Origin of the sequence: Pedobacter hiemivivus (assembly GCF_004331685.1) — a bacterium.
Lineage (GTDB): Bacteria > Bacteroidota > Bacteroidia > Sphingobacteriales > Sphingobacteriaceae > Pedobacter > Pedobacter hiemivivus.
In genome coordinates this window covers 47,727-71,724 of sequence record NZ_SJSM01000020.1, presented here as the reverse complement: position 1 = coordinate 71,724, position 23,998 = coordinate 47,727, and the positions used below count along the sequence as shown (strand labels likewise).

Below are 23,998 nucleotides of genomic sequence, written 5' to 3'. Positions count from 1 at the left end.
AAAAAGTAAAAGGGTGAAGCTGTGTTAAAAATAATTCCTACCTGATGAATTTTAACCTGGCCGCATTAGTATTAGTAGTCAGTATTGCGATATGAATTCCCGGTTTTATAGTGCTTACAGGGAGGGTAAACTTGTTATTCCCCTTCTCCAACCTGACTTTTGTTTTTATCAAAGCTTTACCGTTAAAGTTGTAAATACTCAACTCGGCCTGTTCCGCCTTATCCGAATTGACAGAAACATCAACCAGCAATTGATCGGAAGGCGCATAAACAGACAGTTTAAGAAGATCCTTTTTTTTGGCAACTTCGTCGGTAGTGGCAACAGTAGTTATAACAGATTTAGACACTGGTGGTACCAATAAAGAAAGCGCTCCTGTTATTACGGGACTTGTGATCAAAATGTTATCCAGATCTATAATCCCTGTTCCTGATATAAAAGCAAATTTTAAATCGCTCAATGTTACATCTGCTGCGCCGTTGCTCAACTTTTCATCGAATATTTTTACGTTACCAACCCATAAATCCCACCTGTCCGCCGCCAGTAATTCATCCGACCCGTCGGGAGCAACGTAACTTACTGTTTTCGAAGAATTGTTGATCACCCAGGTAAAGGCTTGGGTACCGCTAAATACAGCTGAACTTAATGCTCCGCTAATGTCTCTGAAACTAAACTGTCCTGCTGTAGGCGCAAAATTTATACCCAGTCTGGAATGTAGCAAGGCGTTATTTTCTAGCGGGGTTCCGGTTAATGCATTGTTGCCATCCACAAAACCTTTACCGACCTGAAATACTGCGACCTGATTTTGAGTAACCCCTGCTGTATTTCCGGATACCGTTACCTCTGCTTTGTATTGAATAACTTCGGGTACAGGCGAGAAGTCTGCTGTTCGGGCAAAGTAACCGTAATCAGCTGCCGCCGAACGGTTAAACCTGAGCTTATTGCTGTTAATGGATACAATGGTTCCTGTACCAGTAGAATTTACGGATGTAAATTGTCCATTATCCGGAGTCGAGCTGATATAAGTCGACAAACTTGAAGAAGAATTAAAGTTCTGGTTAAATATTTCTGAGGACAAATCTGCGTATTCAAAAAAAATCAATGGATCGGCATAATTCCCTCGTTTAAAATAACCACTGTCGGTATGATTTGCCTGGTTTATCAACGTTCCGTTGATATAAAAGTTATTAAACCTGAGGTTTGACTCCTTATTTGTGGCGTCATAGCCATTAAAGTAACTACTAAAACTAGGATGTGCGGAAGGGATTTTAGCATGAATATTTTTAAACAAAAAATTCCTGATGTTAATCGGATATTTGATGCCACGATCGATGCGCAAATCAATGAGTTTTAGTACTTCGGTATCAAAATAAATATCCTGAATCACAAAATTCTCTATCGATGCATTTGAATTTCCAGAGACATTCCCCATGTAATTGATAAAACCCGAGTTCTGAGTTTGCGGCAATACCCATTCCGCATGGATCACATCGCAGTTTTCGATCAGGTTTGTTCCATTGATGTTATGTGGGCGCCAGCCCAATTGTATGATACTGCCACCTCTTAAATGCCAAAATACACATTTGTCTATTTTAAAATTTTTGCTCCCATTGGTCAGAATACCATCGTCGCCAACCCGTACAAAACAATCCGTAACAGTAGCATCAGAGCCAGCCAGCGTAATTCCATCATTGTTATACCTGAATCCATGGATCTTTAAATTTTTGGCCAGGGAACTATCACAAGAGAGCACCACATTAAAAGCTGTGCCGTCTACCAGCGTGATTCCTTCTACACTGTGTTTTTTTCCACCACTGATGACAATTGATTTGTACCAGTCGGTAGAAACAGGATCATATGGAGGGGTGACTTTAGGATAATGGAAGTTCCACTGGTCGTTTGAAATAATACCACGACCATTAATTTTCAAGGATAACGTTGTTGTTGCCCGGTTGGCTCCTATATATCCCCTTACATAAGCTCCACCACTAATATAAACCTGGCTAACAGTGGCCGGAATCCTCCAGTAGTGGATGTTGTAAACACCCGGACCAAAATACACAATGGTCTTTCCGGCAGGTACAATTAAGGTATCTACAGTACTCACCTTGTATACATTAGCCGCAGTTGAATCGGGTATATCTGAAGCCTCTTCAAGAGGATCAGCAAAGATCATCAGGGCGTGCTGGTTCCCTGCATCATCATCAAATTCCACAGAAATCTTCCTGGATTGACTGAGGGTAAAAGTAACCTGTTTACCTCCAGTAACTGATGTGGTTGGAACAGTTCCCAACCCCACTCTGTCGGGCCGAAGTGTCGCTGATCCTGCAGTAGAACCTAGCTTGGTAACCGTTATTGTTGCGGTCCCCGAGGACGAAAACGTGGTAAAATGAAAGGTTTTACCTTCCTGTCCCTGCCATTCCCACAACGGTGCTCCAGTACTGGCCCTGCTCACATACACATAGCTGTCTTTTGTCTCGCTACCGGAAGTTACCGAAACCAGGTACAAATCAGATTTCTTCTCAAAAGCAGCCACAGGCTCTGGGTAGGTAATCAAAGTTTGACCATAGCTAACATCACCTATTAGGATAAAGCAAAACGTTAAGCAAACGGTCAGCTTCGTTAAAACAAATAAGGATTTCATAACGTTAATTTGAAAGGTCTGTAAGCTCAATATTATCAAGATCTATAATTCCAGCCCCTTTTGTAAAAGAAAACTTAAAATTCTTTAACAATTGATATGGACTAACAGCTCCCTTTTTACCGAGTACTAATGTGTTGTTTATCCAAACATCAAATCGATCTGCTGCAAGATTCTGAACCTGACCATTAGGATCGGTATAATACATTGGTGCAGTCGAATTGTTAATCACCCAGGTAATGGTTTTTGTTCCGTTTACAACAACAGACTCCTGCTTTGCCCCTATATGTCTGATAGAGAAATCACCTTCTTTTGCACCGAAACTAATTCCAATTACGGAATGGACAGCTGCCTGGTTCTCGTATGGAGTTCCCGAAAGAGAATTATTCTCATTCACAAAACCACTCCCAAACTGTAGGGCTGCAGCGGCTTCCATCGCCGTATTTTTTGAAACGCTAATGTCAAATTTCAGTGCTAATTTTTGTGGAATTGGAGAAAGTTCAACTGTTCTGGCCATAGAACCGAAATCCGCATTCCCTGTACGATCGAACCGAAGTTTACCCTGCTCAATGTTAATCTTAACCCCTGGGCCAGAACTAGTAATCGCAGTAAATTGCCCTTTATCAGGTTTGTTTTTAACATAATCCTTGATTTTTGTAGAGGCATCAAAATTTTGAGATAACTGTTGCGCAAGGGCTGTGTGACTGAACAGTATTACAGCACATACAAAAAGTAAGTTTTTCATCATCATATTTAGGTTTAAATTTGGTTTGTATATAAGATGAATTTCAAATTGAAATCGGGTGAAGTATAAAAATTTATTTAATCTTCAAAGTGTCCGTTCTGAACGGAACTGCCGGAAGCCCATCTTTGTTGTAGAAATTTATCTTACCCGGATTGTCTTCAAATGCATACCTAACATACAATGGCGCTTTCACCTGATCAGAAAACACAATGACCCGGTCTCCATCAATACTTGCATTTGCGCGGTAAAACTTACTGTCTTTACCTGCTAAACAAAATGCTTTTAAAGTGGATGTTCCATCTTTATTTACCAAGCCAGCACCAACGTTGTTATAACTAATGATCAAACGATCATCTATACGTTCTGCGCTTTTAAATTCCGGTCCCGAAGCGGTAATGTTATTTTCTCCGTAGGCGATCTTTCTGGCCAAGAGGGCTAATCTTTTACCAACATCCTGTTTATTTTTAGGATGGATATCAATTACGTCACCAATATCATTGATAACTACTGTTCCTGCATTTTTCAATCCTTGCCCCACTTTTGCCTGGGCCTCTTGCACAATTGTCCATGCCGAAGGTTCGGGATTACTTTTCACCGGATTAAAGTTTGCGAGTTGAACAATCAGGAAGGGTAGTTTGGGAGCATTGAATGAAGTCCGCCAGTCCGAAATAAGATTACTCAGCATTTTTTCGTAGTCATAGCACACAGAATTTTTGGCATTATCCTCTCCCTGGTACCAAAGCACTCCTTTTACTCCGTAATTAAAAAAGGGAGCGATAACAGCATTGTAAACCAAGGTAGGATACTGGTGTTCAAAATACTCCAATGGCATTAACGGACCTAAAACTCCAGGAGTTTCATAGGTTTTGCCTTGTTTAAAAAGCCATGTGCCTTCTAAAGAAATATTTTGCTGAGGTGCTGTGTTAATGACCAGCTTCGGTTTATACACAGGCTGAAAGCCAGTGCTTCCATTTTCATTGTAAGAGCATACCAGTATTTCGTTGCCGCCTTTTTTTAGCATTGCTTTTGGTATTTTATAATTTGCATTGTACCAAATGGAAAACTGCCGGCCAACAAACTGTCCGTTTATAAAGACCACACATGACATTTTAATTCGCCCTAGGTCGACATTAACGTCCTGTTCAGGTAATTCATCCAGCACAAACTCCTTTTTATACCAACTGACACCATTTTTTACTTTTAGCCCTTGCTGTTCCAGGTATCCGGGAACACGTACATTGAGCCAATCACTCGTATCAAAAAATGCAGGATCTCTGGATAGCTTCAGATCTTGTGAGATATAATCCGTAAGTGCGTAAAATTTCAATGCCCATTTATGGTTCTCTAATTTATATTTCTGCTTCAAATCATTTATAAAGGTTGGAGTAATCGCATCAATACGCTCTTTATATTCAGGAAAATCCTTTAATGCTGCCGGGCTCATAAATGTTTGTATAGGCGAGCCACCCCAGGAAGCATTAATTATCCCAATCGGAACCTTGTTTTTTACATATAGCTCTTTGGCAAAGCAAAATGCGACTGCAGAGAATGCCTGAATAGTAGCGGGACTGCATGACACCCAAGTACTTTTTGCGACATTCTTTTGCGGAACTTCCGCACCCAGCCTATTTGCATCCAATTGTCTGATCCAAGGATAATCAGCATCCTCTTTTTCTTTAGCAAAATTATTTATGGCACTCATTCTAAAATTCATATTGCTCTGCCCGCTACAAAACCATACGTCCCCAAATAACACATCTTTTAAAATAATGCTGCTTTGTGCCGATACAATTTTAATATCGTAAGGCCCGCCTGCTTTTGTAACAGGAAGGTTTACCGACCAGGTACCATCGTCCTTTACTGTGGCGGTATAAGTCACACTGTTAAAAGTCACGTTAGCCGTAGATCCTGCATTTGCCCAGCCCCATATTTTAACCGGCTGCGCCCTTTGCAGAACCATATGATCAGAAAAATATCCTGGAATCCTAAGTTGAGCATGTAAAGACCCGGAAAATAACAACAGCCAAAAAAAGACCGCTAGTTTTATGAAGAACCTCATATATGTATGGTGCAAGGACATTATTTTTGTATGTTTTCAGAATTGGTAATCTTATAAACCGGAGCTTTATGGTCTACAGTAAGCACATTTTCAAATTTAATGTCCTTACAGTAGTTCAATGCTACCGCAGCATTTAACGGGAGTACCACATTTTTGAAGGTTACGTTGCTGGTGTAATGCTTTATATCCGCAAAACCATCTACAGATATCGGGGTACCGTTCGCTTTGGCTTTTGACATATTCATATTACTGAACACCAGGTTTCTGAAATGTGGCAGAGCTGGTGCAGCATCTCCGTCGCTGTTATAGGCGACTGTGGTTTCGATTTTTATCCGCAAGAGGTCGCAATCACTCACGTAAACATTCTCTACATAGCCACCGCGGTCTTTTCTAGATTTGATTTGTATTCCTTCTTTCAGGTTGCCGACCTCACAATCCCGGATGGAAACATTTTTAACACCGCCAGACATCTCGCTTCCTATGGCGAGACCAAATCCCTTAACAAACTTACAATCGGAAATATGGACATTGACCGTAGGTCTAGCAACGATATTTCCTTCCGGATTTTTACCGGACTTGATGGCGATACAATCATCTGCTGTAGAAAAGGTACTGTTAAAAATATAACTATCTGTAGATGAATCAGGATCTATACCATCACCATTACGCGCAGTGCTTTTGATATCCAGGTCGTGGCAGGTCACATTGTTGGAATAGATGTAATGCAGTGTCCAGCAATGCGAATCCTGGAGGGTAAGTCCCTGAACGTTCACATTTTTAGCGTTCATAATGCAAATTAACCTCCCCCGGCTTCTTATTCCTTTTGCCTCAATCATGGCATCGCCCAATTTGGAACTTCCCCCTGTAATTTTACCTTCACCGCGGATAGCAATATTTTCAATGTTATAAACCGGGTTTCTATCCAATTTACCGGCGTTGATCAGACTGGCGTAAGTATCCAGTTCCCAGCCTTCAAACCTATTTTTAACCATTGGCAAATAATCATTAAGGGCCGTACTAGCTTTAAGTTCCCCTCCTTTATCAATTAAAAGGGTCATATTACTCTTTAAAAAGATGGCGCCAATTACATATTTTCCTTTGGGTACCAATACCGTACCTCCGACATTACAGGCATCAATCGCCTTTTGAACGGCTTTTGTATCCAGATCTGTATCATCTGCCCTGGCGCCATAATCCAGTATATTATAAACCTTACTTATCTGTCTGGTATTGATCGTAAGCTCGTTGGTAGTTTTAGAGCTGGTTCCATTTTCATCAACTGAGCTAATAGAAAACCTATATTTTGTATTGGGTTTTAGTCCTCTCGCCGTATAATTTGTTTTAAGGGACTGCGCTATTTTTTTACCATTGAGGTATACCTCATACTTTTGTATGCGATTATAATTTAAAGGTTTATCCCATAACAATGTAACCGATGTTGGGGTGCTGGAATTTGGTGGAGAAATCAGGTTTCTCGGACTTTCAACGGGCACAGCAGCCCGAATAGAAATGTTGTAAACCAGAAGCGTTATTAATATTAAAAATGATCGTTTATTAAATTTCATAAAAGGTTATTTAAAATTAAAATTCAAGGGAAGTGTATTATTTTTCACGCAGATCCAGGAGGTAGGGAAACCATACCATATACCCGGAGTCCGGATTCCAGGTATTTCCAGAAGAAGCATAATCGGTTAAATTGAGCTCGGTAGGCTTACCTGCAACACGAAAGGAAAGTTTGGCTAAAAAATAGATGTCCGGGTCTGTACTTTCAACCAACCTGCACTTGATCTGTTGTGATTTATCAGTGACAGGTTCATAATACTGATAATTTTGCCCTGCATTCAATCGCTGATCTACGGCCAAAACTAAAGGGCCATATTGAATGGCAAAATGTCTTTTATTTTCATCAGTTCGTATTCTTCCTTTTAAATCCAGTTTAATTACCACCTTATCGCCCTTACTCCATTTCCGCTTTATTTCAGCGTATGAACCTGACTTAACGTTATTTAAGGTATCGCCATTTACGGTTATGCTGGTTTGGTCGGACCATGCAGGAATTCTGATCTTCAAATTAAAAACGGCTTTTTTAGAGGGATCCACATAAATGGCGACTTCATCCGACTTAGGAAAAAGAGATTCCTGAGTAATTGAAACGTCCAAATTTTCCAATTTTAGCTTTGCTTTAATGTTACCGAAAAGGTTAACAACAGGGCCATATTTATCCATCATAATGGCTATTTTTGGTATCACCATCATTCCCCTTGGACCACTGGCTATGCAACAATTTAAAGGCATACCACATTGCATTTCGCCCAAGTGCCGATGCCCATTGAGCTCGCTGTATTTACTCCATGATTTCCCATCAGGAGTCATTGAACCTAACAAAGCGTTGTAAAAAGCTTTCTCAATTTCATCTGCATATTCAGGTTTTCCGGTTAATTGTAACATGCGGTTACAAAGCTTAACCCAGGTTGCGGTTACACAGGTTTCCATCATGTTTTTAGCGGGTATACATTGTTTATCTTTTCCGCCATACCAACACTCCAAACTACTCCCCGATCCGGTGATCATAATTTCGGTATCTGTGATATCCTTTACGGCGTTTTCAACTGCAGCTTTATATTCTTCCTTCTTTGTTACTTTATAAAGTTCAATGAGACCTTCGTAACAAGACATCATCTCATAAGCTTTCTGGCCATTTTCTGGGCTAAACCAATTCTTTGGCTTAGGGAAACGTTCTGCAACATGAATTCCATTGATGCTTTTAGAGATCAGTTTAGCTCCATCTGCTTGCTCCCAATCTGCTACTATGGCTTCTGCGAATTTCAAATAACCAGGATCCTTTGTATAATTATACAACAATACCATTGGTTCCAACACCGAGGAGGCAGCCATTCCTCTAAAATTTCCAAACTTGCTGATGTTGCGATTTCCAATTTCTTTAATCAGGTGATCGGCCAGCATCTTTGCACTGCCCAATACTTTTTTATCTTTTGAAATCTCATAATAAGAAAGCAATCCCAATAGACAATATTTTCGTCCCCAAATGTCCCATTCTTTCAAATGAGCCTCCTCTTTATAATTACCAATGTACCCATCCTTTGTTTGGGTGGCCACCAGACCATCTACTGCCTGTTTTAATTTTGCCAATATCAGCGGGTCATTAGTATACCGATAGGCATCGCAAGCAGCAGTAAACCATTTCCCCCAGAATTCCGACTGCCAATACCTCGTTTCAGTTCGGGTTTTAAAAGGTGCAACCAACATAAGCACATCCATTGTTTTTATACTGTTAGCTATACAAACAGCAATTTTTTTGCCCATATAGCCCCCTATCTTTACCTCGCCTGGCTCCAAAGGCTGAAACGGGTTTACACCAGAAACTCTTAAAGAATCATTGGAATAAACAGGGAATAGGAAAAGTAAAAAGACACTGGTAAACAGAAAAAACTTCATATAAGAATAGGTATTAAAATGTCCGTACAATTAAACATAGATCGATCCTAAAGCGAAAAAGGGTGAAGAAGTTGGCAGTTTTGTAATATCACCCTTCAGGGCAATTATACCGCCAAAGTTGAAGGCATAAGTTGCCATTCGCCAGTAATTGAATCATCCTGTTTTATGGCGGCAACTGCCCCGCTTGCCAGATTTGGTAACGATACTGTAAATCCTGTCTTTGCCGCGGGATATGTTGTGTTTAGCAGTGATTTTGAAACTGCTCCTGTAACCACAACATTTACGACCACAGTATTATAACTACTCCTGCTTATTTCTATCCAGGCAGTACCGTTCCACACCAGTGTTAAAATTGAATTCGTGGTGCTGATATACGTCGGAGTAATAATGCCGATATTCCCTACCAAGCGGTTCACAATACAATTAGGGATGGTGAACACAATATTGATTATCCTTCCGTAATATACCCCTGTCACTGTATTGATACGGTTAATGGTAACCGCTGCTCCGGCAACTTTAAAAAAGTCACCATTAGCCGGTAATTTGGCTTCATTAGAAGCATTCACTGTAACCATATCTGCTACTATAGCCAGACCGTTTATATAAATATTGTTGAGCCCATTATCCACAATTTTACCATTTTCGCCGGCAATAGTATTGGTCGCCGCACTATTCGTAATCAACACACCCTGAGCAGGCTGTGTACCCTTAAACAAATTATCTTCAATCCTGTTCCTCACTGTTAATGCATTTACCAGTACAATACCCGCATCTAGCGCTGTACCATCATTATTCACTGTATTGTTCACAACTACACAATCCTGAGCATTCTCTAAAAGAATACTTTTGGTAACAGTGCTTGTCCCTTGGGGTATGTAGGATGAATTTGAAATAACATTCTCAGCTATAATTACATTTTTTGATGGAGAAGAAGGTGTATCACGGGAACCCACGATCATAATTGCGGGGATCGTAATCCTATTCAGGCTGTTGCCAGTAACGGTACAATTGTGCATGTAACCATATATTCCATAATAACAATCTGAAATGGTGTTACCGATATAACTCGAGCTTTTAGCTGTCGGCACCGGTTGTCCGGTTAAATGTGTTGAGCCTATTCCAAACCTAGTATTGCTTACGGTGTTTCCCTGAATGGTACAATCGGATCCGTACCTTAACAATATGCCCCATCCTGTTTTATTATGGATAGCATTGTTCACAATCGTGACATTTGTAGAATATTCAGCCAGGTTATCTGTTATATAGCCCCACACCACAATCCCGTCGGATGTTCCATTCTCGATGCGGTTAGATGAAATCACCGTATTTTCGCAATCCGTCCATAAAGTGAATGCAGAATCCGTGTCGTAGATATAGTTATTAGTAAAAATTAAACCTGGGGAGCTATGGGTACTAACGGCCAAATAGGCATTATTTTGAAAGTTAACAGAAGAGACTTCGCATTGCGTTGAACTAAAAAAACGCAATAAGGCAACCCCATATTCCGGGGCGCCCGGAACAACTCCCTTATTACCATCCAGTGTAATATCTCTGATGGTAACATTAGTACAATCTGTAAATGCTAAAAGTGTATCCGGGACTACAGCTGTAGCGTCAGACTTTAAAGTTCCCGGCCCCGAAATTGTCAGATTAGATATTCCCGTCAAGTTCTTCGCGTAGTAAACACCTTCAGGGACCCATAGCGTTTTGTATGCACAAACATTAATCGCCGTTTGAATGATGATGCTTTCATTCCCTGATCCGGTAGCACCAAACCATTTCAGGTCTATAATACCCTCATCAATTCTTTTGTAAACATTTCCGGAAGTATCTTTTAAAATAGTCCCGGTATTATCGGCGGAAGTGGTATCCAGCGGATCGAAAAGCCAGAACCCCTCCTTTTCAATATCAGAAACATAATACCTGTCAGTAGCCGGCGGACTTGTCATGCTTCTGATACCCGCAATTGTAGTTTGAATTATTGCCATTGATTCTATTTTAAGTTATTCAATAACAACAAGATAAAAATCAGGAGAAAAAAGGGTGAAAGGAAATATCTTATCTTTAGCTATTATGAGGATAACCAGTTATAAAAACTACTTACCCTTTCTATATTTTTCCCTTTTGGCATTTTTGCCTCGAAAATCGATGGCACAAACTTTTCGTTATCCAGGGATATTTGATTTTTGGGATGGCGCAGGCAAACTGCATCCACAAATGTTAAAGAAAAAGGGTTTTTCGGAAGTGTATGGCGGTCCTAAAAAGCAAGGTGGTTTTATCTATTTATACCATAATAAAAACGTGCAAGAATACCTGTTTATACATTATACAGATTCCGGTAAAACGTCCACCATTACCTATTATGTGCCAACGAAAACAAAATATTTAAACCTACAGGTTGATAAGAAAACGCTGAATGTAGGTGAAGAGATAACTCCCCATGGAACCACCACCTATAATGACGGTAAAAAATATTATCAAATTAGTTTTATAAAATAGGACTCACAGTTGTTGTCGGTAAATAACAAAACTCTATTAACTCTTTAAATTCTTTGATCACTTTAGTATTTCCATTATCCATCAAAATGACAGTTGATGAAATATCTAGTACATTTTCGTAATCATGATCAGTAATTATAAACCCTTTGTCTTTTGAATGCTTTTTAATAAGGTCTTTTAGAATTTCGACACATAATGGAGAAACACCATTAAAAGGTTCATCATAAAAAAAACATAAAACATATAGTATACTCATCCGATTAATCTAGTATCATGACAATATAAATATTTGAAGTTTATAATTTTATCCAATAAATCTACTTGCGGTATAGACTATTACTATTTTTATTGTACATTTAAATATCACATTTATGATACAATAGAAAAAAAACACAAAACAATCCCATAACAATGTTGTTATGGTAATCATAATTACAAATTTAAACTAAACAAAATGCCTCAAGGAACAGTAAAATTTTTCAATGAATCAAAAGGTTTTGGCTTTATCGTACCAGATAATGGTGAACCTGAAATCTTCGTACACGTAACAGGAATTGTCGATCAAATTAGAGAAAACGATAAAGTTAGCTATGAAGTAGAAAATGGTAAAAAAGGATTGAACGCAACGCAGGTTAAAAGAGCCTAAGTTAATACCAGCCTTTATTCAAAAAAGCTCCGTAAATCAAGTATTTACGGAGCTTTTTTTTACAATTCACAGCACCATCCTTGCAGATGGTAACTACATAGCTCTAATCACACTACGTGTTTTATACGTGTATGCTACCTGTTTAATACGAATTATACTCAGCTTAATATACAGCTTTGATTAACCGCCCCAACCGTTTTAAGTCAGCCTCTACCTGAGCGTTCCATTCCAATCCATAGTTTAACCGCATACAATTGTTGTATTGATTGTATTGAGTGAACATCCTACCAGGTGCAAAACTTATTTTCTGCTTGATGGCTATGTCAAATAATTCGGCAGTATCCACCTTTTTATCCAACTCCAACCATAACATAAAACCGCCCTGAGGCTGTGATATTTTAGTATTAGAAGGAAAATACTCTTCAATTGCCCTTTGAAATTTGAGGCAACTTGTATAGAGCTTACTTCTCAGCATACGCAAATGATGGTCATACCTACCATGTTCCAGAAAATCGGCAATCACTTCCTGGTACAAAGAAGGTGTTGAAATGGTCTGTAATAGCTTCTGCCTTATAATTTTCTCTTTATACTTTCCAGGAGCTACCCAACCAACCCGGTACCCAGGCGCCAAAGTTTTAGATACTGACCCGCACCACAACACAATACCCGATTCGTCAAAAGCCTTACAAGGCTTGGGTCTTGTAGGACCAAAGAAAAGATTACCGTAAAGGTCATCTTCGATCAGGGGAATATCGTATGTAGTCAACATCCTAACCAGTTCGATCTTGTGCTCGTCTGGCATCAGGCATCCTAATGGGTTGCTAAAATTACTAATGAAGCAACACGCATTTAATTGCGGTAGCACTTTTTTAATGGCTTCTAAATCTACACCAGTTATGGGATGTGTAGGGATTTCTATAGCCTTTAATCCCAAAGATTTAATGATCTGCACGATACCAAAATAAACTGGGCTCTCAATAGCAACAGTATCTCCGGGTTTAGTTACAGCCATCAGACAGTTAAAAATGGCATTCATCGCACCAGAAGTGATCACAAGATCATCTTCAGTAATCTTTCCTTCGAGCACCAAGGACCACTTGGCAATACCTCTTCTAAGGTTAACGCTGCCTTGTACCGGTTCATAACTTGCCCAATCATCATTAAGTCTACGTACAACATTGATCACCCCTTTGTTCAGTTTTGCAATGGGGAGCATGCTTTTATCTGGAACACCCAAAGAAAAATGGCTAATCGTTTTATCTTCAAATGTATTAAAAACCTTACTGATTAAATCCTCAGGCTGCTTCTCCTGAGCCGAAGCCTTAAATTTGCCTATTGATGGAAGCGGAAATTTCCTCATGGATGCTTTGCTCACAAAATATCCAGATTTTGCTCTCGGTTCGATAAGCGATTTACTTTCTAACTCCAGGTAGGCCTGCTTAGCCGTGTTTATGCTGACATTGTAGAGCTTCTGTACGGAACGAATAGAAGGAAGCTTATCACCGAGTTTTAAAGTTTCGGTCGAGATCTGCTCCTCCATTACTTTTGCAATCTTAAGGTACAAGGATTCCTTTTTCATTTTAATAACAGTTATTTAACCAGTCTACTAATCTCAGAACAGAGCTCTTAAACTTGGCATTGTCTTCCCCGACATTTTCAAATGTTGAATGTAGCGTTTTTTTAGCTTGCTCTTCTAGTGTGTATCCGATGGACAAGTCCTCAACTACTTTACAGTGGGAATTTAACGTAACTTCTCCCAATTGGTTGATGGCTGCAAAACCATAACCTATGATTTCATTACCATTAATGGCGATACTTAGTGGGAGACCAAAATCTGCCGTCAACTTAGTAATACTTCCCTGTGATAATTGATGTAACCTCATTACTGCGCTCAGGTCAGAAAGGTATACCTTCCTAAATTCGACACCTCTGGTTTTATGACTTTGTTCATTCATAACTTATCGTTTGATTACAAAATTAAACATCAAATAGAAGCAGATACAGACACAGAAAAGCGATAATTTTAGGTTACAGAATTACGACTGGTATGATAAACTAAACTTCTTTACTTTTGTAACCATCATCAAAAATGAGCATTAATGAAAAAAGAACTAGCAATAGACCAGTGGAAGAGAAAAGAGCATTTTGAGTTTTTCAGAAAATTTGAAGAACCATTTTTTGGGATCACTACAAAAATAGATTGTACGAAAGCGTACCGCAATGCAAAGGAGAGCGGACAATCTTTCTTTTTATATTATTTATATCAATCTTTGATAGCTGCAAATTCGATTGAAGAGTTTAAGTATAGAATTGAAGACGAAAAGGTGGTAATTTACGATCAGATCAACGCTTCGGCAACCATTAACCGTCCGAATGATACTTTTGGCTTCTCTTACATCTATTTCAATGAAGATCCAGCACTATTTTATGAGCTTGCAAAAGAAGAAATGGATAGAGTTTCGAAAAGTACCCAGCTTTTCCCCTTGGTATCGGGTGATGATGTGATCCACTATTCGGCCATACCTTGGATAGACTTTACATCCTTATCTCATGCAAGGTGTTATTCGTTTAATGATAGTGTGCCTAAAATTTCATTCGCTAAGCTTACTGAAACTAATGGAAAGAGAGAAATGAGTATTTCTGTCCATGTACATCATGCCTTGATGGATGGTTATCATGTAGGCAAATTTATCGAGACATTCCAAGAGTTGATGAATAATCAATCTAATACCTTAAAATAATGACATAAAAAAACCGGCAAAATTGCCGGTTTTTTTATGTCATTATTTTAATCTGGATACCTCTTCAATGCGAAATTTCTTCAGGCCTTCAGGCATTTCCCAACTCAACTCTGCTCCCTGGTTATAACCTACTATAGCTACACCAATCGGTGATAAAATAGAAATCGTATTGTTTTTGTTTTTAGCCTTTGCTGGTGGAACAATGATATAAGTAAACTCTAAGCCAGTTTCCAATTCTTTTACACGGACTTTAGTATTTACAGTAACCACGTCTGCAGGAATATCTTTGTTTAAGATCTGCCTTGCATTTCGAAGTTCCTGTACCAGTTTTTCCTGATTGTAATTACTTAATTTCCTTCTTCTGATGTGATCCTTTAAAAGATCAAATATTCCTGTTGATAATATGATTGATGTAGTCATAACTATAAATTCAAAATGATTAAAAATTGAGACAATAGATTAGCTTGTCCGTCAGACCTGAGGACATGATAATCGAAATAAAAGAAATAATTCCCCAGACCTATTAAAAAGGTTGGGGCTTAATGAATGAAGTCTTTGCTACTTTTAAGAAAGGAATCGCCTAAGACAGATTGATGAACTAAAAAACGGTTAAACATAGCTTTAGCAGTCCGAAATTGTCTTGCAAACTGTTTATCAGACATCATATTTAACTGTTTAAATGGGTTCATTGATATAAATGTACCCTATTCCAATTGATATAAAAACTATAGCTAATGTATATCCAGCATTATTACAGTATTATGCCATTCAATACACAATTAACTATTGAGCGCTACTTAGATTAAAGCAAAGTGAGACTTTATCGGGATGGAGACCTATCTTAAGCTCTCCGCCGTTTTGAATAATATATTCCCGGCACAAATGTAAACCAAGCCCCACTCCTTTTTCATTAGCAGTCCCATAAGCAGGGGTTTGGATTTTACCGGCATTAAAGGAAGTTACATTTAACCTATCACTGCCAGCCACCTCATTTATGACGCAAATATGAACGTTTGATTCATCCTTTTTCAGATTAATGGTAATGCATTGGCCAAATGGTGTAAACTTAATCGCATTATCAATCAGGTTACGCATAATCAATTGAACCTGATTTTCATCAGCATGCACCATCAGGTCTGAATCAGCTTTTAACAGGATATTGATTGATTTTCGTTCAATTAATGGCTGATACACCAGAATCAGGTCATTTACCAATGTGAGCAAATCAAATCTTGTAGGAAATACCATTGCCCCATCCATCTGGCTTTTTGCCCAATACAGCAGGTTATTTAACGTATTGTGTATCGTATCTATGCTTCTTCTACTTTCATTAAGCAACATTTTAAGATCTTCAAAAGTCAACAGATCCATATCCTTTAATGAAAAAATGCTCAGCAAGCTGTTAAAGGGGCTTCGTAAATCATGAGCTATGATAGAAAACAGTTTATTCTTAATCGCATTTGTTTCTTCAAGTGTCTCAATGGTTTCATTAAGTTTCAGCGTTTTCTCCTTTAGCATCTTTACACTATCATGGAGCTTTAGTGTTCTGCCATGTACCAGCTTCTCCAGTCTTTCCTTTTGTGTGGTAACCAACAGCATATTGTACTTTCTAATTGTATTAAAACGATCACCTAATGCAAATGATAGCAATAATAATTCAATCGTAGTACCTACTGGAACGACATAAAAGGTGTAATCACCGTAGGCAAAAACATTGGATAAGCTCAGTGTAATGAATAAAATAGGCACACATACAAAAGCCCAGGCCATTATATAATACAATGCTGGCTTATGTCCTTTTAAATAAGACCAAAAAGCAACAGCCCATAAAAATAGTCCAGATAGCATCAATAGATAATTGACGAGCGCGGATATCATATTTTTATAACCCAATGCACTCATCACAAGTATAAGCAGCCAACAAACAATTAAAATATTGTAAATGAACAAGGCTTTTGGCAATCGTTTTTTCAATTCCAAAAAGCTAATAGAAAAGTAAGCTGAAGCCAAACAGGATATGCTTAAAAAAACATGCGGATAGAGATTAATAAATGAACGAAAATCTTGTCCAAAAACGTATCCATATCCCCTGATAAAAAACACCAGGTAAATAAATAGCATCCCCACATAAATGCTATATATAAAATAAATATGGTCCTTAAAGCTCAGATAAAGAAACAGATTGAAGAAAAATAGGATAATAATTGCCCCAATATACATGGCCTCAAATCGTACTTTACCTGTACCATTTTCAATCAAACTTTCAGAGCTTGCCAGCTTAATGGGGAGCAGTAAAACATTGTTCGTTTTGACTCTTAAATAAATAGATTGAGGTTTAGGATCTATCGTCGAAGCTAGCAGATTAAACACGAAATTATTGGAAACGACTACTCCTTTTGTCGCAGCTGAAAGGCTCCCAGCTTGTAAGTGTAATAACTTCCCCCCCTGCAATTCCTCATACAAATCAATATGTTCAATATTGGGCACATCTATCACCAGAAAAGCTTTGCCTTTGCTTTTATTGATATAATCGATTTTCAGCCAAAATGCAGATGTGGTATTGCCTAAATTAAGAATCTCTTTGTCCGACGGTCTAAACTTCCCTGCCTGATGCATTGCTCTAGCTTCATTGAGCGTTAATTTACCCGCTTTATCCTCCAGATAACTAATTGATTTCCCTATATTTTGATAGGGGAAACCATCATCCAAATGCAGTAACGGCTGGCTATACAATTTACAAATTGAAGCCAGGCAGATCAGCAGAAAAAGAGAGTAGCGCATAAGCATGTGAATTCCCAAAGTTAATATTAACCATGGGAATTGTAGTACATTATAAAAACATTTTCAGCTTTAAATTGTAGTTTAAAAAACCTAACACTTAATAGCTTACCTTATGAAAACAAAAATAATATTAGCTGTAGTGATCCTCAATTTTTTAGTACTACAAGCTTGCCAAAGCCCGGAAAAAAGAGTAAAAACCGAACAGTCAGAAACCAGAGCACCTGCACCTGATGAGGCCATTATACCGGATACTTTAGGACTAAACAGGGGAGCTAACTTAACCATTTTTATGAATGAAGCCGCCTTGGATGGTATGTTGGAAATAGAATTAGGAAAAGTAGCAGCGCAAAAAGCTACAGACATACACATTAAGAGATATGCAAGACGAATGATAAAAGACCACACGAAAATTGCTGAACGACTGAAAGTATTGGCTGACAGTAAAAAAATACCTTTACCAACCGTACTCCCCAAAGAGGATCTGGACCATATTGCCGAGCTACAAAAGATGCCAGTAAATGAATTCGAAAAACACTACATGGAAATGATGGTAAAAGGCCATGTTAAGGCACTTGAACTTTTTAAATCTGCAACAACTTCAGGAGATAGCCCGCTACAAAATTTCGCTATCCCTGCATTACGCAAAATTGAACAACATTATACGCTGGCTATGGATATAAGTAAACATTTAAAATAACTTTAAAGCTTTTTTTAAATCATTTTTAGCCAGCTTCAGGTCTTTCCATATATCTCCTGTATCTTTTAATCGATCGGGCATATTAAAAATATGAAAATCCTGAATCTTTAAACCTATTTTAACTTCTTCCCATTTAAGTGGGGCAGATACTGTAGCTCCTGGTTTCGGTCTAACTGAATAAGGTGCAGCGATAGTCTGCCCCCTACTATTTTGAAGAAAATCAAGGTAGATACGGCCTTTACGTTTTGACGGACTACGCTCCAGACTTGTTGTATTTGGATGTATTTCGAAAATAAGCTGTCCCAAATAACGAGTAAAATCCCGTGTAATGTCATAATTGTAGTTTCCAGTAAGGGGAATAAATATATGCAAGCCCTTGGAACCCGAGGTTTTAATAAATGAACTGATTTTACGCTGATCCAGCAACATTTTAGCGGTTAAGGCAACAGCGATCACTTCATTAAAATCGATATCATGAGGATCAAGATCAAGTACGGCAAATAATGGCGCTTCAGGTTTTTTATAAGTACTTAACCAAGGATTGATCTCGATACAGCCCAAATTTACCATCCACAATAAAGTAGCTTCGTCATTACAGATCAGGTAGTCAATATCCTTGTTGTTACTATCCGAATGCATCGGGGCAGATTTAATCCAGGATGGTATTTTATCGGTATCCAGATCTTTCTGAAAAAAACCAGGCTTTGTAATGCCATTAGGATGTCTGTTAAGCGATAAAGGTTTATCTTTTAAATGTGGTAAAATGTAGGCTGCAACTTCTTTATAATAATTAATCAGTTCGCCTTTACTAATTTTTTCTACTGGCCAGTACAACTTATTTAGGTTAGTTAATTTTACTTTTTTACTACCAAACTGTTCTTCTTTTTCATCAACCATTTCATTTTTCTGTTTATCAGGTTTCAAGTCTTCCTCCACTTCCTCATGTACAACATCCTTGGCTGCTTTATCTAAACGTAGACCTTTAAAAACAGGATGACGCAGATGCCGGTCTGCAGTCCATTCAGCGTAAGCTACCTCACATACCAATCCTGGCCTAATCCAGGTAAAACTTTTTTCTTTATGTACCGCTTGTTCAACTGGTTTTTGAGTGGTGATTAAGGACTGCATTTGTTCATATATGGTCTTTAAGCTTTTATCATTATATCCTGAACCGCAATTACCAATATAGGTAAGCGTGCTTCCCTCATAAATCGCTAATGCTAATGCACCAAAATATCCCCTTTCCCCCTCCGGTTTAGAGTAACCAATAATGATGGCCTCCTGGGTAAGTTGAAATTTAAACTTTAGCCAGGAATCCGTTCTTTTATTGCTTAAATATTGGCTCAGACTATTTTTTCCAATAACCCCTTCCCAACCCAGCTTTTGTGCTTCTTTAAAAAGCGCTTTCCCCTCAGCTAGGCGATGTTCATTATAGACGATTACTGAGTCAGCCAATCCTTGAATGACTTTACTTAAGAGCTCCTTTCGCTTTACCAGCTCCATACTTCTGATATCATGGCCATTTAGGGATAACAGATCAAATACATAGAACCTTAGCTGTACATCCTTTTTTTTATAATCGTAGTCTTGTAATAGCTGAAAACTGGTTTTACCGGCTTTGTCCAAAACCACCAATTCACCATCTATTACAGCCTCAAGCCCCAAAGCTTTTAGGGCATTTACAATTGAAGGGTAAGTAGTGCTAAAATCAATTCCATTTCTTGAGATGAGCTTAGCCTCATCTTTTTCAGTCACATAAGCCAGTGCCCGATATCCATCCAACTTACGTTCGTAAATCCAATCAGGATCATCAAATATATGGGCAGATAATCTTGCCAACATCGGTTGAAAGACCTCATCACTTTGCTTTTCTGAAATTTTGGTAGGATCATTACGATTTGTCGGCTTGCCCTTTTTTTCTGTTTTACTCCTTTTCTTAAAATCAACCCCGAGTTTTTTTATAGCCGCGGGCACCAAATCTTCGCTATTGAACTTTCCTTTAACTGCATATTTATCATTGTGCTTGATCAACAACCATGCATTTTGCTCGGAATTTTTAAAGCGTACCAGCACAAATTCTCCCTTTAAAATTTTGCCATTCAGTTTAAACTTAAGGTCACCCTGATTTAACCCTTTCTTCAAGTCTTTTTCTGTCCCCTTATCAAGGGCAGAATAAGTGCCTTTATCAAAAATCGTGACTACACCGCCCCCATAATTTCCTGCAGGTATTTCACCCTCAAAATCTTTATAATCAAAAGGGTGATCTTCTACCATCATAGCCAATCGTTTATCTCCAGGATTTAATGAAGGTCCTTTAGGCACCGCCCAGCTTTTCAATACACCATCCATCTCCAATCGAAAGTCATAGTGCAAACTAGAAGCATGATGGCGCTGCACTACGAAGCTCAGCTTCTTCCCTGTTGCCTTACCTGCGGCAGGTTCTTTAGTCTGACTAAAATCTCTTTTCTGTTTATATTTTTCTAAAGACATCATTAAAAATATTAAAGTGCCAATCAGGCTCTTTTATTTAAGCTTTCCATTAATTGATCATATAAATCTTCGCTAACTGCCTTTTTAGGCTTAATCTTTTTAACTGTTGCCCGTTTACCTTTCGCCTTCGCATTAATGATCTTTAGCAGCTCGTTTGAATAATCATTTTTAAAAGAATCAATATTAAAAGCAGAAGTGTATTGTTTAATTAAGGCCAAACCGACTTCTAACTCTTTGGGGTTAATGGTAACCGCTTCTTTTAGCTCGACTTCTTTTGTATCACGGATTTCTTCCTGAAATCGAATCTTTGTAATCACGATAATCCCATTCATGGGATGTATGACACATAGATTTTCGCTATTTCTTAATACAAAACGGGCAACTCCGGCCATTTTAGACTTCATAAGAGCCTTAAGTAACAAAACATAAGCTCTTTTACCCTGAGTATCCGGTTGTGTATAATACGAGGTTTCGTAATAAATAGGGCTAATTTCTGCGATATTCACAAAATTCTCAATCTCTATGAGCTTCGTCTTTTCGGGCTTTACTTCTTCAAAATCATGCTCATCCAGTACGATGTAACGATCTTTTAAAAAATATCCTTTTACAATATGCTCATATGCTACCTCCTTATGGGTTTTCTCGTTCACCCTCTTGAATCTTATATTGGCATGATCTCGCTCATCCAACATATCTAAATCAAGGCTGCTACTGTGTACTCCTGAATATAGCTTAACAGGAATATTAACCAGGCCAAAGCCTATCGAACCGTTCCATATTGATCTCATTTTTATAGGATTAAAAACAACATTCAAAAAACCAAGGTTAATTTAAGAACAAACAGCTGGTAAAAAGGTTCCAAAAAAATATTTACCTCTCGTTGTAGCAAATCTACCGCGATTAACGTCTATGTATAAATTACCCAATTATATGTCAGAAGAATTACAGCGGGAAATTCTAAAAGTTCCGGCAAGCCCAGATATGGATGCTGAGTTAATTTCAGCACTAACAACACTCTGTTTTCAGGAAGAAAGTTTAGTTGCATCTGACCTTCTTTTTGTATTCGGTTCGAATGTTCAGCATCGCGAAATTGCTGATATTATTACATACATGCTAAATGCAGGGTTCGTAAATCAAGTCTTAATTACAGGTGGAATTGCCAACTACAGCGGCTCCTTTTATAAAAAAGAAGCAGAATCTGAGCAAATCAAATCGCATATTCCAGTTGAAAAATATGCAGATAAAAAGATTTACACAGAAAACAAATCAAAGAATATCATTGAGAATATAGTTGAAGCGCAGAAAATAGTTTCTTTTGCAAACATTAGAAGCATTACCTTTTTGTCGCATTCCTACGCCTCTACAAGGGCCGCTTTATCTTTAAAAAGATTTTTTCCTACCGTAGAACTGCATTGTATTCCTTTGCCTTTAACTACTGATATCGCAAAATATCCAATCAGCAGACAGATGTGGTCTAAAACAGTATATGGACGAGATTTGGTTTGGGGAGAATATTTAAGGTTGCTAACTTATGGCGAAAGAGGTGACTTCCCTATTGATGGAATCCGCAATGAGTTGGATCATGTTAAACAACTGTCTGAGAAAAAATCATTATCAGTAGCCTAACCATTTTTGAGCTGTTAGGCTACTGACAATAGATTAATTAGTTGTACCAGAGATTTTATTATCTTTTATACTAATTGCCTTGCTGTTTCCTTCAACAAGTACAAATTTCTTTGCGGTAACTTTGCCTGTCACATCTTTAACCTGGGCATTTTGTACATTTTCGAATCTGATGATCGACTCTGCACCTGTGGTCTCTGGTAACTTCCAATTAGATACTTCAACACCTATACCATCTTCACATACCAATGCTGGTCTTAAATCATTACTGGCTAAATTGAATTTTACGTTTTTAAGCTTCAATCCTTTTACATGCCTTGCCCAAATCCCGTAAGCCGGTACACGAGGACCAAAAGTTTTTACCTCTGGATATTGATCTATAGCCTCTGGTACAGCCTGACGAGCATGTTCTGCCAATCCACCACCTGCCAAACTAATCTCAATATTCTCCAGGGTTAAACCAGTAATATAATGGCCCGGCACTCCTGTTATTAATATCCCTGTTGGTGGCATCAGCTGTGAATTTGCTGAAGCGTTTGCTTTAACATTTCTAATCACTACGTTTTCAAATGTACCTGTCGGTTGCTGAGTCTCACTGTTTTTACGAAATACGCTCAACCTCGAGCCTAGGCGGAAAAGCATGGGCGTTCTTACATCCTCCATAGTGATGTCTGAAATCTCTACATTCCGTAAATTTGCCCCATCAACTGTAAGCAATTTTATCCCACCATTTCTGGTTTCATAAATATGGCAATTTGAAATTTTGATGTTTTCGAAAGCTGCCATAGATTCGGTACCCATTTTAATTCCAGCCTGACTGCTTTTAAGGCGCAATCCGCTCACAACTATGTTTCGGCAAGCCATCTTACTAGATGTAGTTTTAAACACCAAAGCGTCATCCCCACTCACTACATCACAATTTTTAATGATTACATCCTGGCAGCCATCAATACCTATTCCATCATTATGTGCTACACCAACACTCTGGATCTTCACATCCTCTATGCGAAGATTTTTACTTTGAAAGTAATGTGAGGTCCATGCTCCAGCGTACTTTAAGGTCACATCCTTTACCGTTACCCCATCACAACGAACAATACGCACCAAAAATGGTCTCATGCCCCAACGCTGCCCTTCAGGACGCGTATCTGTTAAGATGTGTTTGGCTTTTATAGCCGAACCTTGACCGTCAATAGTCCCAGCACCTTCCAGTCCAATATTTTTTGCATCGACAGCCACTAAAAGCGCCCATCCTACATCAATACCTAAGCCTTCTGTAAAAGGGTCTAAGTTTTTGTAGTCTTTCAGATCCACGCTACCCAATAGGACCGCATTTTTCTCAAAATGGATGGTACAATTGTCTTTCAATACAATTGTGCCAGAAAGAAATTTCCCTTCAGGGAAGATCACCTTCCCCCCACCTGATTGATGACATTCATCAATTGCTTTTTGTATGGCTGCAGTGTTTAAGGTAACACCATCTCCAACTGCTCCATATTTAAGAATGTTGAAATCAGCAGCTTTTACACAAGTGGTAAAAGCTGCAAGCATGAATAAACTAACCAGTAATTTCATTTTAATTGTTCGGATCATTATCTATTTAAAGTATTTAAATTACGTTTT

The 23,998-nt window shown here is 38.4% G+C and carries 19 protein-coding genes; 5 read left to right on the top strand and 14 right to left on the bottom strand.

Going from position 1 to position 23,998, the window contains the following annotated elements; translation table 11 throughout:
* Nucleotides 1-37: 37 nt before the first annotated feature.
* The 6 genes from EZ444_RS21740 to EZ444_RS21715 form a co-directional block, all read right to left on the bottom strand.
* Nucleotides 38-2,641: a T9SS type A sorting domain-containing protein gene (locus EZ444_RS21740; protein WP_131611293.1), complete on the bottom strand. Its 2,604-nt coding sequence runs from the start codon at nucleotides 2,639-2,641 to the stop codon at nucleotides 38-40.
* A gap of 4 nt (nucleotides 2,642-2,645) precedes the next feature.
* A complete protein-coding gene (locus EZ444_RS21735) occupies nucleotides 2,646-3,389 on the bottom strand; it encodes a hypothetical protein (RefSeq protein WP_131611291.1) in 744 nt (247 codons plus the stop codon).
* Between the two features lie 67 nt (nucleotides 3,390-3,456).
* Nucleotides 3,457-5,343, bottom strand: coding sequence for a sialate O-acetylesterase (locus EZ444_RS21730; protein WP_205945325.1), 1,887 nt, complete (start codon nucleotides 5,341-5,343; stop codon nucleotides 3,457-3,459).
* 119 nt (nucleotides 5,344-5,462) lie between these two features.
* The gene (locus EZ444_RS21725; RefSeq protein WP_131611287.1) at nucleotides 5,463-7,007 is read right to left on the bottom strand and encodes a glycosyl hydrolase family 28 protein; all 1,545 of its coding nucleotides are present in this window, start codon (nucleotides 7,005-7,007) and stop codon (nucleotides 5,463-5,465) included.
* Between the two features lie 37 nt (nucleotides 7,008-7,044).
* Nucleotides 7,045-8,898: a glycoside hydrolase family 127 protein gene (locus EZ444_RS21720; RefSeq protein ID WP_131611285.1), complete on the bottom strand. Its 1,854-nt coding sequence runs from the start codon at nucleotides 8,896-8,898 to the stop codon at nucleotides 7,045-7,047.
* Between the two features lie 104 nt (nucleotides 8,899-9,002).
* A complete protein-coding gene (locus EZ444_RS21715; protein WP_131611283.1) occupies nucleotides 9,003-10,886 on the bottom strand; it encodes a right-handed parallel beta-helix repeat-containing protein in 1,884 nt (627 codons plus the stop codon).
* Nucleotides 10,887-10,941: 55 nt separating this feature from the next.
* Between EZ444_RS21715 and EZ444_RS21710 the strand changes: the two genes are divergently transcribed.
* Nucleotides 10,942-11,397, top strand: a complete 456-nt coding sequence (locus EZ444_RS21710; RefSeq protein ID WP_131611281.1) for a hypothetical protein — start codon at nucleotides 10,942-10,944, stop codon at nucleotides 11,395-11,397.
* Here EZ444_RS21710 and EZ444_RS21705 read toward each other — a convergent pair.
* Nucleotides 11,387-11,653 carry a P-loop NTPase family protein gene (locus tag EZ444_RS21705; protein WP_205945324.1) on the bottom strand — a complete coding sequence of 89 codons (267 nt, stop codon included), beginning with the start codon at nucleotides 11,651-11,653 and terminating at the stop codon, nucleotides 11,387-11,389. The genes EZ444_RS21710 and EZ444_RS21705 overlap by 11 nt on opposite strands.
* Nucleotides 11,654-11,851: 198 nt before the next feature.
* Here EZ444_RS21705 and EZ444_RS21700 point away from each other — a divergent pair, with 198 nt between their 5' ends.
* Entirely contained in the window at nucleotides 11,852-12,043 is a 192-nt protein-coding gene (locus EZ444_RS21700) for a cold-shock protein (RefSeq protein WP_090780871.1), read from the top strand.
* 163 nt (nucleotides 12,044-12,206) lie between these two features.
* Here the strand turns inward: EZ444_RS21700 and EZ444_RS21695 are convergent, their stop codons facing one another.
* Nucleotides 12,207-13,622 carry an aminotransferase-like domain-containing protein gene (locus tag EZ444_RS21695; RefSeq protein WP_131611279.1) on the bottom strand — a complete coding sequence of 472 codons (1,416 nt, stop codon included), beginning with the start codon at nucleotides 13,620-13,622 and terminating at the stop codon, nucleotides 12,207-12,209.
* A gap of 1 nt (nucleotide 13,623) precedes the next feature.
* A complete protein-coding gene (locus tag EZ444_RS21690) occupies nucleotides 13,624-13,998 on the bottom strand; it encodes a hypothetical protein (protein WP_131611277.1) in 375 nt (124 codons plus the stop codon).
* A gap of 144 nt (nucleotides 13,999-14,142) precedes the next feature.
* On the opposite strand from EZ444_RS21690, the gene EZ444_RS21685 reads away from it, so the two are divergent.
* Nucleotides 14,143-14,784, top strand: a complete 642-nt coding sequence (locus EZ444_RS21685) for a chloramphenicol acetyltransferase (RefSeq protein WP_131611275.1) — start codon at nucleotides 14,143-14,145, stop codon at nucleotides 14,782-14,784.
* Between the two features lie 42 nt (nucleotides 14,785-14,826).
* Here the strand turns inward: EZ444_RS21685 and EZ444_RS21680 are convergent, their stop codons facing one another.
* On the bottom strand, nucleotides 14,827-15,204 hold the full coding sequence (locus tag EZ444_RS21680) for a GreA/GreB family elongation factor (protein WP_131611273.1): 378 nt from the start codon (nucleotides 15,202-15,204) through the stop codon (nucleotides 14,827-14,829).
* Between the two features lie 363 nt (nucleotides 15,205-15,567).
* Nucleotides 15,568-17,571 (bottom strand): sensor histidine kinase, encoded by a 2,004-nt coding sequence (locus tag EZ444_RS21675; RefSeq protein ID WP_131611271.1) that lies wholly within the window; start codon nucleotides 17,569-17,571, stop codon nucleotides 15,568-15,570.
* Between the two features lie 106 nt (nucleotides 17,572-17,677).
* Here EZ444_RS21675 and EZ444_RS21670 point away from each other — a divergent pair, with 106 nt between their 5' ends.
* Entirely contained in the window at nucleotides 17,678-18,262 is a 585-nt protein-coding gene (locus EZ444_RS21670; protein ID WP_131611269.1) for a DUF4142 domain-containing protein, read from the top strand.
* On the opposite strand, the gene ligD is transcribed toward EZ444_RS21670, so the two are convergent.
* Together ligD and ku are read right to left on the bottom strand one after the other, a co-directional pair.
* A complete protein-coding gene (gene ligD, locus EZ444_RS21665) occupies nucleotides 18,254-20,755 on the bottom strand; it encodes a DNA ligase D (RefSeq protein WP_131611267.1) in 2,502 nt (833 codons plus the stop codon). The genes EZ444_RS21670 and ligD overlap by 9 nt on opposite strands.
* Before the next feature lie 20 nt (nucleotides 20,756-20,775).
* Nucleotides 20,776-21,540 carry a non-homologous end joining protein Ku gene (ku, locus tag EZ444_RS21660; RefSeq protein ID WP_131611265.1) on the bottom strand — a complete coding sequence of 255 codons (765 nt, stop codon included), beginning with the start codon at nucleotides 21,538-21,540 and terminating at the stop codon, nucleotides 20,776-20,778.
* Between the two features lie 142 nt (nucleotides 21,541-21,682).
* Between ku and EZ444_RS21655 the strand changes: the two genes are divergently transcribed.
* The gene (locus tag EZ444_RS21655; RefSeq protein ID WP_165503686.1) at nucleotides 21,683-22,378 is read left to right on the top strand and encodes an ElyC/SanA/YdcF family protein; all 696 of its coding nucleotides are present in this window, start codon (nucleotides 21,683-21,685) and stop codon (nucleotides 22,376-22,378) included.
* Between the two features lie 33 nt (nucleotides 22,379-22,411).
* On the opposite strand, the gene EZ444_RS21650 is transcribed toward EZ444_RS21655, so the two are convergent.
* Nucleotides 22,412-23,968: a glycoside hydrolase family 28 protein gene (locus tag EZ444_RS21650; protein WP_131611261.1), complete on the bottom strand. Its 1,557-nt coding sequence runs from the start codon at nucleotides 23,966-23,968 to the stop codon at nucleotides 22,412-22,414.
* Nucleotides 23,969-23,998 lie beyond the last annotated feature (30 nt).

Excerpts from the sequence above, each read along its gene's own strand:
- EZ444_RS21740 (WP_131611293.1), bottom strand. The coding sequence starts at position 2,641 with ATGAAATCCTTATTTGTTTTAACGAAGCTGACCGTTTGCTTAACGTTT.
- EZ444_RS21735 (WP_131611291.1), bottom strand. The coding sequence starts at position 3,389 with ATGATGATGAAAAACTTACTTTTTGTATGTGCTGTAATACTGTTCAGT.
- EZ444_RS21730 (WP_205945325.1), bottom strand. The coding sequence starts at position 5,343 with ATGGTTCTGCAAAGGGCGCAGCCGGTTAAAATATGGGGCTGGGCAAAT.
- EZ444_RS21725 (WP_131611287.1), bottom strand. The coding sequence starts at position 7,007 with ATGAAATTTAATAAACGATCATTTTTAATATTAATAACGCTTCTGGTT.
- EZ444_RS21720 (WP_131611285.1), bottom strand. The coding sequence starts at position 8,898 with ATGAAGTTTTTTCTGTTTACCAGTGTCTTTTTACTTTTCCTATTCCCT.
- EZ444_RS21715 (WP_131611283.1), bottom strand. The coding sequence starts at position 10,886 with ATGGCAATAATTCAAACTACAATTGCGGGTATCAGAAGCATGACAAGT.
- EZ444_RS21705 (WP_205945324.1), bottom strand. The coding sequence starts at position 11,653 with ATGAGTATACTATATGTTTTATGTTTTTTTTATGATGAACCTTTTAAT.
- EZ444_RS21700 (WP_090780871.1), top strand. The coding sequence starts at position 11,852 with ATGCCTCAAGGAACAGTAAAATTTTTCAATGAATCAAAAGGTTTTGGC.
- EZ444_RS21695 (WP_131611279.1), bottom strand. The coding sequence starts at position 13,622 with ATGAAAAAGGAATCCTTGTACCTTAAGATTGCAAAAGTAATGGAGGAG.
- EZ444_RS21690 (WP_131611277.1), bottom strand. The coding sequence starts at position 13,998 with ATGAATGAACAAAGTCATAAAACCAGAGGTGTCGAATTTAGGAAGGTA.
- EZ444_RS21685 (WP_131611275.1), top strand. The coding sequence starts at position 14,143 with ATGAAAAAAGAACTAGCAATAGACCAGTGGAAGAGAAAAGAGCATTTT.
- EZ444_RS21680 (WP_131611273.1), bottom strand. The coding sequence starts at position 15,204 with ATGACTACATCAATCATATTATCAACAGGAATATTTGATCTTTTAAAG.
- EZ444_RS21675 (WP_131611271.1), bottom strand. The coding sequence starts at position 17,571 with ATGCTTATGCGCTACTCTCTTTTTCTGCTGATCTGCCTGGCTTCAATT.
- EZ444_RS21670 (WP_131611269.1), top strand. The coding sequence starts at position 17,678 with ATGAAAACAAAAATAATATTAGCTGTAGTGATCCTCAATTTTTTAGTA.
- ligD (WP_131611267.1), bottom strand. The coding sequence starts at position 20,755 with ATGATGTCTTTAGAAAAATATAAACAGAAAAGAGATTTTAGTCAGACT.
- ku (WP_131611265.1), bottom strand. The coding sequence starts at position 21,540 with ATGAGATCAATATGGAACGGTTCGATAGGCTTTGGCCTGGTTAATATT.
- EZ444_RS21655 (WP_165503686.1), top strand. The coding sequence starts at position 21,683 with ATGTCAGAAGAATTACAGCGGGAAATTCTAAAAGTTCCGGCAAGCCCA.
- EZ444_RS21650 (WP_131611261.1), bottom strand. The coding sequence starts at position 23,968 with ATGATCCGAACAATTAAAATGAAATTACTGGTTAGTTTATTCATGCTT.